A 15296-nucleotide genomic window follows, 5' to 3' on the forward strand; every position below is an offset into this window, starting at 1 on the left:
TGTTGGTACAAGTACAAGCAAAGGATCGATTAAAATCAAGACGTAATGAAAATTAGTAAACCTATTCAATTAGTAATGCTCATCATAATGGTGATCGCAACCACCTCTAGTACAGGTGTAGCCTGAACCTAAAAAACCAGGACAACTGCATTGTGTACAATGTCCATAAGCATTTTGTATCCACTCATAATTTCGTCTGCTATCAAGAAGCAGGACTTGTAGAGAATTTTTATCTCCGATCAATATCGGTGAAAGCATTGTGACACGGTTATTATGTGTATTTCTTGTCATCTGTTAGCTATTCCTGAATTTGTTGATTATACGGTGAGATTCCCTTAGGAATCCTTAATATCCCTATTTAATCACTCCATCGCCACCATCGCCAAAAATGTGTATAAATATCCACAGCCTACACAATTGTGTAGAATATTAAGAAGATTAAGTAACAAACCTATGGATAGACAGAGATTTATTGAGATATTTGAACAATTGACATCTACACAACATAAAATATTACGAAAACTCTTAGCTGGGGAAACAGATGAGCAAATCGCTAATTCTTCCTACATTGCCAAGTCAACTGTTAGAAAGCACGTTGAAAATATTTGCAAAGCTTTTGAATTACAAAAAAATCTAGGTAAGCAATATTCAAAACGTGCGGAATTAGTAGCTCTATTTAGTCAATATAAACCTGAGTTAATTAATCCCCATCAAGAAAATTCAAATAGCCAAAATGTAAGTATTTCTGTAGCCACAAATCCTAAAATAGACTGGGGAGAAGCGCCTAATATTTCTGTTTTTTATGGACGCAATCATGAACTCAAAACTTTATCCCAATGGATTGTTAATGATCAATGTCACCTAGTAGCTTTATTAGGTATGGGTGGTATAGGCAAAACAGCTTTAGCTAGTAAATTAACTCAAGAAATTTCTAGTAAATTTGATTATATTATTTGGCGTAGTCTTAGGGAAACACCAAAAATTGAAGATATATTAACAGATATAATTAAATTTATTTCCCATCAACAGGAAATTATTTTACCAGATACACTAGGCGGAAAAATAACCAGAATTATTCATTATTTAAAAACGTCTAAATGTCTGTTAATTTTAGATAATATTGAATCAATCATGCAAAGCGATAATTATGTTGGAGAATATCTCATAGGGTATGAAGGATATGGTGATTTGTTTGCTCGAGTATGTGAATCTTTTCATCAAAGTTGTTTATTAATAACCAGTCGAGAAAAACCAAAAGAAATTACTTTATTAGAGGCGGTATCTGATGTTTATTCATTGCAATTGACAGGTTTAAATCCCAAAGAAGGACAAAGTATATTCACAAAATATGGTTCTTTTTCCGGTTCAGATGAAGAATGGAAAGCTGTGATTCAAACCTATAATGGTAATCCTCTAGCTTTAAAATTTGCAGCCGTGGAAATTAAAGAAGCTTTAAATGGTAATATTTCTAATTTTGTGAAAACTTTTTTAAACCAAGGACAAGTTATTTTTAATAATATTAGAAAACTTTTAGAAAGTCAATTTCAACGCTTGTCTGATTTGGAAAAAGATATTATGTATTGGTTGGCTATTAATCGTGAACCATGCTCAACTTTAGAATTACAAACCGATATCATTTCATCCTTACCGCAACCAGAATTATTAGAAGCTTTGGCTTCTTTACGCCGCAGAACATTAATAGAGAAAAATCATGAAGATAAATTTAGTCTGCAAAATGTGGTTATGGAATATATCACAGATAAGTTAATAGGCGAAGTTTGCCAGGAAATTAAGACAGAACATATTCAATTATTAAATAGTCATGCTCTAATTAAAGCCCAATCTAAGGATTATGTTAGAGATGCACAAATACGTTTAATTCTAAATCCAATCAAAGAAAAATTACTATTAAATAATGGGGGTAATGCTAATGATAAATTAACTGAATTAATAGCTAGAGAAAAACAAAATTTTTATCGTATTTCTAGTTATTTTGCGGGAAATATTATCAATATACTTTGTCAACTATCTACAGATTTAACCAATTATGATTTTTCCAATTTAGCAATATGGCAAGCATATTTAAAAGATACCAGTCTACATTCTGTTAATTTTAGTCATTGCGATTTATCTAAATCTGTTTTCGCAGAAACATTAAGTCGAATTTTAACAGTTGTGTTTAGTCCCAATGGTGAAATACTGGCCACTGGTGATACTAATGGTGAAATTAGTTTGTGGTTAGTTACAACTGGTAAAAAACTCGCTAATTGGCAAGCACATCAAGATTGGATTAGGTCTGTAGCTTTTAGTCCAGATGGTACAATTTTAGCTAGTGGAAGTAAAGATAAAACTATAAAATTATGGAACATCAATAATTATCAATGTCTGCAAACATTAACAGGACATACTGATGAAGTTTGGTCTGTGGGTTTTAGTCCTAAAGAGTTAAAATTGGCAAGTGGTAGTAATGATAAAACTGTGAGAATCTGGAATTTACAAACTCAAGAATGTCGCATTTTTCCAGAACATACCCAACAAGTTCAATCTGTAGCTTTTAATTTTGACGGCACAAAATTAGCCAGTGGAAGTGAAGATAAAACTATCAGAATATGGGATATCAATACTGGTAAATGTGAGCGAGTTTTAGCAGAACATACAGGTAGAGTTTGGTCTGTTGCTTTTCATCCTGATAATTTAATATTGGCTAGTAGTAGTGATGACCAGACAATTAGAGTATGGGATATTAATAAGGGAAAATGTTTGCATATTTTAAAAGGTCATAGTGGGAGAATTTGGTCTGTTACTTTTAGTCCTAGTGGTAATAAATTGGCTAGTGGTAGTGGTGATGAAACTGTGAAAATTTGGCATACTACTACTGGGGATTTATTAGAAAATTTACACGACAATAATCATCGAGTTCGTTGTGTTGCATTTAGTCCTGATGAAAGCATATTAGTAAGTGGTTGTGATACACAAACTTTAAAACTGTGGGATACACATACTGGCAAATGTCTGAGAACTTTACGAGGATATACGAGTTGGGTACGCGCTGTTAGTTTTAGTCCAGATGGTCAAAAATTAGCCTGTGGAAGTAATGATAAAACTGTGAGATTATGGGACATTCATAAAGAGGAATGTTTGATAACTTTGAGAGGACATACCAGTTGGGTACGCACTGTTAGTTTTAGTCCAAATGGTCAAAAGTTAGCTAGTGGAAGTAATGATCAAACTATTAGGTTATGGGATGTTGTTAGTGGAAAATGTCTGAAAACGCTAATTGGACATAAAGATTGGATATGGTGGTTAACCTTCAGTCCTAATGGTGAAATTTTGTTCAGTAGTAGTGATGATAGAACCGTGAAAATATGGGATGCTAATAGTGGAGAATGCCTAAAAACATGGCAACCTTTAAGTAGTTGGATCTGGTCTATGGCATTAAGTCCTAATGGTAAAATTTTGGCTACTGGTGATGATGATTTTCAAGTTAGGTTATGGGATATTGACAGTCAAAAATGCCAGCATATTTGTCTAGGACATTCCTTGCGTGTACAAGCCGTGGCTTTTAGTCAGGATGGCAAAACTCTCGCCAGTGGCAGTGATGACGGCATGGTGAGGCTTTGGGATGTGAATACGGGGGAATTTTTGCAGGAGTTTAAGGCACATTGTCGCGCTGTGAGAGCGATCGCCTATAGTCCTGATGATCAACTATTAGCCACGAGTAGTGACGACCAAACTATTAGATTATGGGATTTGACACTCAGAAATACCATCAGTTTCACAGAACATACTCAAGGTGTAGAATCAATTTCTTTCAGTTCTCAAGATCCAGTTTTAGCTAGTAGTAGCGAAGATGAAACAATTAAAATTTGGGATTTACAAACAGGAGAGTGTCGAAAAACTCTGAAAATTCACAGACTATACGAAGCTATGAATATCACTAATGCTACGGGTTTCAGTCAAGCCCAAAAAGAGACAATAATAGCTCTGGGTGCTAGAGAATCATCAAACAGTTGATTGCTTGGTTTTTATGGTATGGATATGTTTTTCTAGAAGTTGATAAGAGGATGTTTGTAAATCTAAATTACAGCGATTTTCAGGTAAATGAACCACATTTTTTAATCTCACGCAAAGGCGCAAAGGAAGAAAGGAAGATAACAAGAAGGATGTGGTACAAATACATGAAAACTGCTGTAATACTAAAATTAGTGATTAGAAATACAAAATGTCTATTGATAATACAAAAGTTCTTATCTAAAATCAGCCACAGTATTTAAAGTTGAAGGGAGCAAATTCTGACGTACAATGTATAATCTCCCTGGCTTTAGCCCAGAGAGTGTCAACAAACTAGGTTATTTCCACAGTGATTAATGAAATTTTAGTAAAAATCCGTGCTTTTCTGCTGCAAGATAAAGGTTCACCTTTAACTTTTAGTGTCCCTAATTTCCTATCAATTATTCTTTTTACTAGTGCAGGAGTGACAGCTTTAGTTTGGGGAGTGAGTGAACTCAAATGGTTACAAACTAGGGAGTTAAGCATTTATGATCAGATGTTGCGTTCGCGAAGCGTTTTGCAAAAATCGCGCCCTCAAGAACCTCCTGATAACAGAATTTTATTAGTGACAATTACTCAAGAGGATCTGAAGAGGGAAAAATGGCCTTTATCAGATCAAACTATTAATAAATTACTAAAAAAATTAGAGTCTTATCAACCCCGTGTCATTGGTTTAAATATTTATCGACATGAGCAAAAAAATTTAGCTGCTAATCTCAAAAAGCCAAATCAAATTATTGCCACTTGTTTATTAAGTAACATTGGTAGATCAGAAGTTGCCCCACCTCCCAATTTTCCTATAGATAATATCGGCTTTGATGATGTAGTTACTGATAACGCGGTTGATCAAGTTATTCGTCGCGGTTTATTATTTGTTGATTATACAACAGAAGATCGTCAATGTAAAACTAGATTTTCCTTTGCTGCTTTATTAGCTATTATTTATTTAGAAAAACAAGGTATTGAATATAGTTTTACTGAAAAACAAGAATTACAAATAGGTAAAACTATCTTTTCCCGCTTATATAAAGACGCAGGTAATTATCAAGATACAGATGACGATGGCTATCAAATTTTATTAAATTATCGTCACCCGAATAACTTAGCAAAACAAGTTACTCTCACACAAGTTTTCACAGATCAAGTTAACCCCAATTGGGTACAAGATCGCTTGGTAATTATTGGAACTACTGCCGCTAGTGTACATCCTGGTTACTATACACCTTATAGCAGTTTATCAGACCAACCAGCGAGAATGCCTCGTGTTTTTATTCATGCCCAAATAGCCAGTCAAATTATTAGTACAGTGATCGATGGTAGACCTTTAATGTCTTATTGGCAAGACGGTTTTGAATGGTTGTGGATTTGGGTTTGTGCTTGTATTGGTGCTATTTTAGCATGGCAATGGCGACATCCTTTAATGTTAATAACAGTAGAGTTTTTCATTATTGTTGGTATTGTAGGAATTGCGGCTGGGTTGTATTTGCAAGCAATATGGATACCATTATTTACACCTTCTTTAGCTTTAGTTATTAGTAGTGTTGCTGTCATGGGTTACACGACTTATCAAACCCAAAAACAAAACCAAGAGATTCGGCTACAAGTTGAACAACAACAAGAAGCTATTGCTCAAATCAGCTTACTATTGGATCAATCAACACAACTGCCATCGGATTTTAACAACTTTGATTTTTCAGAAATATCAAAATTCCCAACAGATGATTTATTGTTAGCTGGACGTTACAAAATTTTAAAAACTCTTGCTTCCGGTGGTTTTGGATGTACTTATTTGGCAGAAGATACACAACAAAAAGGTAATCCTATTTGTGTAGTTAAACAATTAATGCCCGCCCGTCGAGATCCAAGATTTATGGACGTTGCCCGTAGATTATTTAATACGGAAGCGGAAATTTTAGCAGTAGTGGGAAAACATGATCAAATTCCTGAATTGTTTGCTTCTTTTGAAGAACATCAAGAATTTTATTTAGTTCAAGAATATATTATTGGACATACTTTAAGTGAAGAATTACCCCCAGAAACAGGTGTTAAAAGTGAAGCTTATGTTGTAGATATGTTGAAAAAAATTTTAGAAATTTTATCATTTATTCATCAACACCGTGTAATTCATCGGGATATTAAACCTACAAATATTATGCGACGTACAGAAGATAATCGCTTGGTGTTAATAGATTTTGGTGCTGTCAAATTAATTCAACCACGAATAGAAGGAGAAACGGAATTAGCTACTGTTGCTATCGGCACAAGAGGTTATTCACCACCAGAACAATTTGCCGGTCATCCACGCTTATGTAGTGATATTTATGCTTTAGGTATGATTGGGATTCAAGCTATTACTGGTATACCACCCCAAGAACTACCAGCAAATCCCGAAACTGGTAATATTATGTGGCGAAACAGAATTAATGTTAGCGATGAATTAGCAGCAATTTTAGATAAAATGGTTTGTTATCATTTTGGCGATCGCTATCAGTCCGCTACCGCAGTTATTCAAGATTTGAAGTCATTAATAATTCGTAATTCTTAATTCGTAATTGGCAGCATCCCAAATGTGTCAATTTATTTTTATCTATGGAAATAATATGCCCCAAGGCTTAATATGATTGAACCGCAAAGGGCGCAAAGGACACAAAGGACACAAAGGTAAGAGAGTTTAAGAGATTTTTTAGTGTTGCTGTGGTTATTTTTTCAAAATTGGGATGCTGCCTCGTAATTCGTAATTATGAATTACTACTTTGTATATATTAGAAGTTATTATTTATACTTTTGCTTGTGTAAATCTTGTCTAAGTCTTGTGTAAATATATATAAATATATAAGGCAAATTTTTACATTAAACTATGCAAATAATACATAAGTAAATTTCTATGTTTACGATTAGGAACTATAATGAATATTATTTTTTTGTTAAGGTTCTCCCAAAAGGAAATTTGAGTAACTTTCAAAACATAAATGGTATCAAAAATCACGTTATTCAAATAAATAATGTGAAGTAATTCGCTGCATAGGAACAAAAACAAGTGTTGAAGAAATTTGTGATGATTGGGGTTTTAACCCTATGTTTGTTAGCATTCCCACTCATGGGTAATGCGTTAGCCCAAGGAACAAGTACACCACCTGATCCTGATACTGGAGATACGGCATTTGTGCTGATCTCATCGGCACTGGTATTGTTGATGACACCTGGATTAGCATTTTTTTATGGTGGGTTTGTGCGATCGCGCAATATCCTCAACACCTTAATGATGAGTTTTGTGTTGATGGCCATTGTCGGAGTCAGCTGGGTTTTGTGGGGTTATAGTTTGTCCTTTGCTCCTGGTTTACCCTTCATCGGTGGCTTACAGTGGCTAGGGTTAAACGGTGTCGGTTTAGAAACCAGCGGATATTTGCAAGGTTCAGCCCCGGAAGATGTGGTTTCCTATGCGGGAACAATACCGCATCAAGCATACATGATCTATCAAGCCATGTTTGCAATTATTACCCCAGCTTTAATTTCTGGGGCGATCGCCGAACGGATGAGTTTCCGCGCCTATTGCCTATTTGTGCTATTGTGGTCAACCTTTATCTACACACCCCTAGCGCACATGGTTTGGGCAAAAGGTGGATTTTTGGGCTTATACGGTGGTTTAGGCGCTCTTGACTTTGCTGGTGGTACAGTAGTACATATTAGTTCAGGGGTTTCTGCATTAGTGGCCGCCATAGTTCTCGGACCAAGGAAAAACCACCCAGATCGTCTCAGTCCACCCCACAACGTCCCCTTCATTTTATTGGGTGCTGGCTTACTTTGGTTTGGCTGGTTTGGCTTTAACGCTGGTAGCGCCTTATCTGCGGGTAGTATTGCCACAGTCGCTTTCGTTGCTACCAACACCTCAGCCGCCGCAGGTGCGTTAATGTGGCTAATTTTAGAAGCAACCCTGAGAGGAAAACCCACCGCCGTAGGTGCTGCTACAGGTGCAGTAGCAGGTTTAGTTGGTATTACTCCCGCCGCAGGATTTGTCACACCCTTAGCAGCGATATTAATAGGTTTCATTACTTCTGTTGTTTGCTTCTATGTGGTAAGTTTCAAGCACAAGCTGAATGTTGATGATGCCTTAGACACCTATCCTGTACATGGTGTGGGTGGAACACTAGGAGCTATTTTAACCGCCATCTTTGCTACTACGGAAGTCAACTCAGGCGGGAAAGATGGGCTATTACGTGGTAATTTTGGGGAATTATTTGTTGAATTGGCAGCGATCGCCATAGCTTATATCATCGCGGCTGCTGGTACATGGATCATTCTCAAATTCATTGATTCTACCATTGGACTGCGTGTAAAAGAGGAAGCAGAAAACCAAGGTTTAGATATCCACGAACATGGAGAAGAAGGTTATAACTCCGAGTTTGGCGATCGCATTAACGTTTAGAGTGACTGGTGACTGGTGACTGGTGACTGGGCTATTAATCTTCCCCATCTCCCCATCATTCCACCTCCCCTGGTTACTCAACAATTGGTTATTTTTTATTTGCAAGTCCGTGAGATCCCCAGCTTCTTAAAGAATTTGGGGAACTTATTATTTAAGATTCAAAGGCAAAATTACTAAATTTTTGTAAACTTGATGTAAATTTAACTTACTCGGCATTAACTGACCACAGAACGCATTTTGAATTTTGAATTTTGAATTTTGAATTTTTGAATCGTGTCCACTTCCGCAAAACCATTTCCAATCTGGGGATTTTTCTTACTGGTGACAAACGTTATCCTGATGTTAGCCATCATTTTGCTGATTTGGCGACAGCAGAAATTGACTACTGCTTTTGCAACTAGCACTCCCCAACAACCAACCAATATCAACCCTCCAAACCAAGCTTTCGTACCGGAGTTAGGACCACGCCATAAACTCAATTATCAGCAATGGCTAGATATTCTTAAACAAGAAGCCAAAGTAGCCGCCGAAAAACCGCCAGAAAAATTAACCATATTAGCTGGAGACTTTTTAAGTTTATGGTTTCCACCTGATTTATTGCCAGAAGGCAAAAATTGGTTAAATCAGGGAATTTCTAGTGAAACTAGCGAAGGATTATTAAAAAGATTAGATTTATTTGACCGTACCAAACCAGAAGTTATTTTAGTCATGATTGGTATTAATGACCTGATTCGCGGGGTAGGTGATGAAGAAATTTTAGCCAATCAAAAACAAATTATCCGTTATCTCAGGAGAACCCACCCCAAAGCCAAAATTATCCTACAGTCGATTTTGCCACATGGGGGAGAAGAAGCAACTTGGGAAGGAAGAGAAAAACTATTAGCTATTCCTAACAGTCGTATTCGCAAGTTAAATGAGGAACTAGAAAAAATAGCGAATCAACAAAGAATTAAATACGTCAACTTACATCCCTTGTTCACTGACAAGCAAGGTGATCTGCGTCGAGAATTTAGCACCGACGGTTTACATCTCAATCCCCAAGGTTACACAGTCTGGCGCACTGCATTACAGATTTACAATGAACAGGTGACAGGTAACAGGTGACAGGTGACAGTGAAGAAAGCAGGGGTGCAGGGGGCAGGGTGCAAGGGGTTAATATTAACTTTTGCATGAGTGCCTTTTGCCTTTTGCCTTCTGTTCCCTGTTCCCTGTTCCCTATTCCCTTCTTTCCCAGTCCCCAGTCCCCAATCACCCATCACCACATTAACTGAATTGTCTCCTATCAAGAGAAAATAAGAAATATTGATTTTAGCAGACAACACCAAATGGATACCAAAGCTTTTAAACGCAGCCTCCAACATTCAGAAAATTACAATCGGAAAGGATTTGGACATAAAGCAGAAGTGTCCACTCAGTTGCAGTCTGAGTATCAAAGTAGCTTAATTCAAGAGATACGCGATCGCAACTACATCCTTCAAAGAGGTAATGTTACTATCCGACTAGCACAAGCATTTGGATTTTGCTGGGGTGTAGAACGTGCCGTAGCAATGGCCTATGAAACTCGTCAGCACTTCCCCACAGAACGCATCTGGATCACCAACGAAATAATTCACAATCCTTCTGTGAATCAACGGATGCAAGAAATGGAAGTCCAATTTATTCCTGTTGAAGCCAACAAAAAAGACTTTTCTGTTGTGGATCAAGGTGATGTAGTCATCCTACCCGCCTTTGGTGCCAGCGTCCAAGAAATGCAAATTTTACATGATAAAGGTTGCCAAATTGTTGATACAACTTGTCCTTGGGTTTCCAAAGTTTGGAATACAGTTGAAAAACACAAAAAAGGCGAATTTACCTCAATTATTCACGGTAAATACAAACACGAAGAAACCGTTGCTACCAGTTCTTTTGCAGGTAAATATCTGATTGTTTTGAATTTACAAGAAGCCGAATATGTGGCCAACTATATTCTCAATGGTGGCAACCGTGAGGAATTTTTAACCAAGTTTGCTAAAGCTTTTTCGGATGGATTTGATCCTGACAAAGATTTAGAAAAAGTCGGTATTGCTAACCAAACTACCATGCTCAAAGGTGAAACCGAACAAATTGGTAAACTCTTTGAGAAAACCATGATGCAGAAATATGGACCTGCCGCATTAAATCAACATTTTCAAAGTTTCAACACCATCTGTGACGCTACCCAAGAAAGACAAGATGCCATGTTGGAATTAGTCGAACACAATTTAGATTTAATAGTAGTAATTGGTGGATTTAATTCTTCAAATACTACACAATTACAACAGATAGCTTTTGACCGAAATATTCCTTCCTATCACATTGATAGAGTTGGGCGCATTCTCTCTGTTAACGCCATCGAACATCGGCAATTAACTGGAGAATTGACAATAGCAGAAAACTGGCTACCGGAGGGAGAAATAGTTGTTGGTGTTACCTCTGGAGCTTCTACACCTGATAAAGTTGTAGAAGATATCATTGAGAAAATTTTTGCTTTTAAAGCAAACTGGTAAGTAGGTCAACATAATTAAACATAAAAAAACATAAAATGTTGACAAGCTAGATCCCCTACTTCTGACAGCAGTCGGGGATCTGGATATTACGTTAGTTTCCAATCACCAATCACCAATCCCCAGCTGTTTGGCATTTTGGCAATCATCTACTAAAGTAACCTGATATATTACAGAAATTACCAAGATGTTTTTCATTATTATACCGTGGACGGGTGAAAACCCGTCTCTTTTGCCATTGTAATCTTTGCCATTTTGGCAGAAACTGAAAAATTAATTGTGCTATATTGATCAAAATTGCAGAGATTAATGAATCAAACAATTTACGCAGTTTAAATTACTGTTTTGATTGTTGATGTCATTGAAAATCCTGACAACCTATTGAATGTTATTTCTACTATTTTTTCATATTCCAAGGTGTATTGCCACTTTCAAGCTATTAGTGCGGACGGGATAACCCCCGTCCTTTTTTATTTGGGGTAACAACTGAATTTTTGGCAACCGGATCATCTATTATCAGTTTTTCGCATATTTGCATACATCCTCTGGGAAGATGCAGCCACAAAACCAGACAGGTTAAATTACTTTGGGATGTTGTTATGCACTGGATTTATATTGAGGTTTGGTTAACCGCCAAACCTTTTTTGTGTGTCAACATTGAGAATTTCAGCTTTGCCAGGATCTCTACATCTGGTAGGTAGGGAACAGGGGACTGGGGACTGGGTTAACCTCCCTTTCTTCCCCTGCTTCCCCTGCTTCCCCTGCCTTCTGCCCCCTGCCTCCTGCCCCCTGCTATAAGTTATATGTTCCCAGTTTTGAGGAAATAAAGATCAAAATGAGTGATTGGTCTGTACAGATGATTGATCTTACCAATGATGGTAACTCTGATGTGGTTTTGACTATTTCTGGTTCAGCTATAGCGTCTTTGACTCAAGCTGGAAATGAAAATTTGGTAAATGGAGAAGAGCAGAAACGTCCCCTAACTATGATTTTTTCCAGTAATGGTCAGGTGATTTATACTGATTTTTATACCAAATCACAACAAATCCTAACAGCGATCGCTCAACTCCACAGTGACAAATTTCTAGCTTTGCTAGTGGAAACTGCTGATGGATATAGCTTGAGGCGCTGGTCAGAAATTAATCAGCGCCTGGAATAATGATCACGCTGGTTAATTTATTATTCGTGGCTAGAAGCTTCTAGTTTTTGGCTTTTGAGCTTCTGTAACTGTTGCAGCAGAGAATCTACTTCTGCTTGCAGGTCAATAAATTTTTCTTGTTGTTCGTCTTGGTAGTAGGCTTTGGTGAGCTTCTTAACTAACTCACTATGAGATTCGCAACTGGCAACACTGGATGATAAAGTTGACATAGTTATGTTCTTTCCGAAACTAAACTCACACCATTAGAGATATTATAATAAAGTCATCTTAACCTTTCTTAAAATCAAGTATACTTTTAATTACATACTCTAATAGGTTTCCTGCTAAATCATAAGTGACTGCGATAATGGTGAGTGTGTTCCTGATGTACATAGGGGACTGGTGACTGGTGACTGGTGACTGGGGAGAATAAGATATTACTTCTTGACTCCTGACTCCTTGAACTTCTGACTCCTTGAAGGGCGAAGCATTCGGAAAATAGCCTTGGAAAAAAATTGATAATTGGTCGCCCGAATGCTTCGCCCCTACAACTCCTCGTTCGCGAAGCGTGGCGAAGCCATTCTCCTGACTCCTTGAACTCCTGAGTCCTGCTTCCTGCCTGATCTGTTGCTAGATATCGCCGATTGCATGGTAAAGTGATTGACACTATCAAAAAAATCTATTTTTCTCATCTCCTAATCCCTAGTTAAGAAGTTTAGAATCCTGTGACTTTGAGCTTGTCTGTTGCTAAATCTCATCGCCAACCTTGGCCGGGGCTAATAGAAGCCTACCGTGAATACTTGCCTGTGAGCGAAAGTACCCCCGTGGTGACTTTGTTGGAAGGTAATACTCCTTTGATTCCTGTACCAGCGATCGCTGAACGTATTGGTAAGCAGGTGCAGGTATTTGTTAAATATGATGGTCTTAACCCCACTGGCAGTTTTAAAGACCGGGGTATGACTATGGCTATTACCAAGGCTAAGGAAGCTGGTGCTAAGGCTGTGATTTGTGCTAGTACAGGCAATACTTCCGCTGCTGCTGCTGCCTATGCTAAACGTGGAGGAATGCGCCCGTTTGTATTGATTCCTGATGGTTATGTGGCTTTGGGTAAGTTGGCTCAAGCTTTGTTATATGGGGCGGAAGTTTTAGCTATTAAAGGAAATTTTGACCGGGCTTTAGAAATTGTCCGGGAAATGGCGGATCATTATCCGATTACTTTGGTAAATTCTGTCAATCCTTACCGCTTGGAAGGTCAGAAAACAGGGGCTTTTGAAGTGGTGGATGCGTTGGGTAATGCTCCTGATTGGTTGTGTATTCCCGTGGGAAATGCGGGAAATATCACAGCATATTGGATGGGTTTTTGTCAATATCATCAGGCAGGAAAATGCGATCGCTTACCGAAAATGATGGGTTTCCAAGCTGCTGGTGCTGCACCTTTGGTAAATGGTCAACCAGTGGCACATCCTGAAACTATAGCAACTGCGATTAGAATTGGTAATCCTGCGAGTTGGGATAAGGCGATCGCCGCTCAAACCGCTAGTACAGGTAGTTTTAACGCTGTTACAGATGAGGAAATTCTCGACGCTTATCGACTTTTAGCGTCATCAGAAGGTATTTTCTGTGAACCTGCCAGCGCCGCTTCTGTAGCTGGGTTGTTAAAGGTGAAAGATCAAGTTCCTACTGGTGCGACAGTGGTTTGTGTTCTCACTGGTAATGGTTTGAAAGATCCAGATACAGCCATTAAACACAGTCATGCTCAGTTTAAACAGGGTATACCCGCAGATTTGCAAGCGGTAGCTGAGGCTATGGGTTTTTAAAGAAGGCTGGGGACTGGTGATTGGGAAAATACAAATAATTACCCCCCTGTTTCCCCTGCTTCCTCTGATTTTAATAGCTATCTATTAAACCAGAATATCACTGACCTTAATCTTAATTTCTGGCAATACTTCACTTTTAATTAATTCATCACCTGTATAAATAAATTCTTCATAAAAGCCTTCTACTAAAGATAAAACCGTAATTTTGTTTTGTACAGGATCAACAATCCAATATTCAGAAATTCCCCTAGCGGCATACTCAGAACGCTTGAAGCGATAGTCTCTAACTTCATTTTCAGTACCAGGTGATACCACTTCTATAGCTATTAATGGTGGTGGCATTTCATGGGTAATAGTTCCTTTTTTTGTCGCTTCTAAAGCAGTGCGACATTCTTCACCCAAGACTAATAAATCGGGGATTCTTACCTTTGCTCTACGTCCACTTACCTCAATCATAATTTCTTTGTATGCTAACATATAAAGAGGAACGCATTTAGAAAGTGCAAATAAAAGTCGTCTTGATATATCAGAATTAAAAATTGATTCTGGTGGCATTAAAACTAATTCTCCATCTACTAATTCATAGCGATTTCCAGTGCCATCATCATAGGCATAGTAATCTTCAAAGGAAAAATAATTGACTGGTGCTTGAGGAGTTTGAACCATAAATATAATTCCATTCTCTTAGTACATATTAACCCAAGTTGCTAACTAGGGACTTGCGTTATCTCCCACCTCCCCTGCTTCCTCTGTCTCCTCTGTTGCCTTTGTGGCTGCTCTCAACTGTGTCAAACTATCAATAGCATCACCTAAAACCGTCGTTAGGTTTTTACGGGTTTGCTCGTGGTTTTCCTGTTCTGTTTTTAATGCTTGAATGAGGCGATCGCGTTCTTGAGTCACAGCGATCAGTTTATTTTTTAATTCTTCTATAGATGTGTGTTCGGTTAGTTCTGACTCAATAGCCGTTGTGGTCGTTTCTGTAATGGTATCAGTGTTAATACATTGAAGTTTCCAAAGTTCAGCTTTTAAAGATGCAATTTCTTGTTGATACATCTTGGCATCGGTGCGACGTTGTTCTGATTCAGTGTTATAGAGTTGTCGCCATTTTTGTGAACTTTCCCAAGCTTCATCACGTTTTTGTTGCAGTTCAGCCATCTGCTGTTTTAAAGCTTGAATTTCGGATAACCATTGTTGTGTTAAATAGGCTGTTTTATCAATATTGTCAGTCATTAGTTTAGTTAGGGGTTGCTGAAAAAGTTATCTGTGTAGACAGGGAACAGGGAACAGGGAACAGGGAACAGGGAACAGGGAATAGATATTTTTCTTCTGCCTTCTGACTCTTGACT

General features: G+C 37.8%; 11 protein-coding genes. 7 read left to right on the forward strand and 4 right to left on the reverse strand.

What is annotated here, in order from left to right; translation table 11 throughout:
- Positions 1 to 69 precede the first annotated feature (69 nt).
- Positions 70 to 291 carry a hypothetical protein gene (locus tag K2F26_RS04030; RefSeq protein ID WP_220610448.1) on the reverse strand — a complete coding sequence of 74 codons (222 nt, stop codon included), beginning with the start codon at positions 289 to 291 and terminating at the stop codon, positions 70 to 72.
- Between the two features lie 162 nt (positions 292 to 453).
- Here K2F26_RS04030 and K2F26_RS04035 point away from each other — a divergent pair, with 162 nt between their 5' ends.
- The 6 genes from K2F26_RS04035 to K2F26_RS04060 all read left to right on the forward strand — a co-directional run bounded on the left by K2F26_RS04035 (position 454) and on the right by K2F26_RS04060 (position 12154).
- Complete coding sequence (locus K2F26_RS04035) at positions 454 to 4014, forward strand: WD40 domain-containing protein (RefSeq protein ID WP_220610449.1); 3561 nt, start codon at positions 454 to 456, stop codon at positions 4012 to 4014.
- A 346-nt stretch (positions 4015 to 4360) separates the two neighbouring features.
- On the forward strand, positions 4361 to 6595 hold the full coding sequence (locus tag K2F26_RS04040; RefSeq protein ID WP_220610450.1) for a CHASE2 domain-containing protein: 2235 nt from the start codon (positions 4361 to 4363) through the stop codon (positions 6593 to 6595).
- 510 nt (positions 6596 to 7105) lie between these two features.
- The gene (locus K2F26_RS04045) at positions 7106 to 8473 is read left to right on the forward strand and encodes an ammonium transporter (protein WP_437441052.1); all 1368 of its coding nucleotides are present in this window, start codon (positions 7106 to 7108) and stop codon (positions 8471 to 8473) included.
- Between the two features lie 273 nt (positions 8474 to 8746).
- Positions 8747 to 9577, forward strand: coding sequence for an SGNH/GDSL hydrolase family protein (locus K2F26_RS04050; protein ID WP_246605515.1), 831 nt, complete (start codon positions 8747 to 8749; stop codon positions 9575 to 9577).
- Between the two features lie 221 nt (positions 9578 to 9798).
- Positions 9799 to 10998 carry a 4-hydroxy-3-methylbut-2-enyl diphosphate reductase gene (locus tag K2F26_RS04055; protein WP_220610451.1) on the forward strand — a complete coding sequence of 400 codons (1200 nt, stop codon included), beginning with the start codon at positions 9799 to 9801 and terminating at the stop codon, positions 10996 to 10998.
- A gap of 832 nt (positions 10999 to 11830) precedes the next feature.
- On the forward strand, positions 11831 to 12154 hold the full coding sequence (locus tag K2F26_RS04060) for a hypothetical protein (protein WP_220610452.1): 324 nt from the start codon (positions 11831 to 11833) through the stop codon (positions 12152 to 12154).
- 20 nt (positions 12155 to 12174) lie between these two features.
- Here the strand turns inward: K2F26_RS04060 and K2F26_RS04065 are convergent, their stop codons facing one another.
- On the reverse strand, positions 12175 to 12363 hold the full coding sequence (locus K2F26_RS04065) for a hypothetical protein (protein ID WP_220610453.1): 189 nt from the start codon (positions 12361 to 12363) through the stop codon (positions 12175 to 12177).
- Between the two features lie 495 nt (positions 12364 to 12858).
- On the opposite strand from K2F26_RS04065, the gene thrC reads away from it, so the two are divergent.
- Positions 12859 to 13950 carry a threonine synthase gene (thrC, locus tag K2F26_RS04070; RefSeq protein ID WP_220610454.1) on the forward strand — a complete coding sequence of 364 codons (1092 nt, stop codon included), beginning with the start codon at positions 12859 to 12861 and terminating at the stop codon, positions 13948 to 13950.
- An 84-nt stretch (positions 13951 to 14034) separates the two neighbouring features.
- Here the strand turns inward: thrC and K2F26_RS04075 are convergent, their stop codons facing one another.
- Together K2F26_RS04075 and K2F26_RS04080 are read right to left on the reverse strand one after the other, a co-directional pair.
- Positions 14035 to 14616 (reverse strand): Uma2 family endonuclease, encoded by a 582-nt coding sequence (locus K2F26_RS04075; protein ID WP_194057852.1) that lies wholly within the window; start codon positions 14614 to 14616, stop codon positions 14035 to 14037.
- 45 nt (positions 14617 to 14661) lie between these two features.
- Positions 14662 to 15180, reverse strand: a complete 519-nt coding sequence (locus K2F26_RS04080; RefSeq protein ID WP_220610455.1) for a hypothetical protein — start codon at positions 15178 to 15180, stop codon at positions 14662 to 14664.
- Between the last annotated feature and the right edge of the window lie 116 nt (positions 15181 to 15296).

The organism is Sphaerospermopsis torques-reginae ITEP-024 (assembly GCF_019598945.1).
In the GTDB taxonomy this organism is placed as follows: domain Bacteria; phylum Cyanobacteriota; class Cyanobacteriia; order Cyanobacteriales; family Nostocaceae; genus Sphaerospermopsis.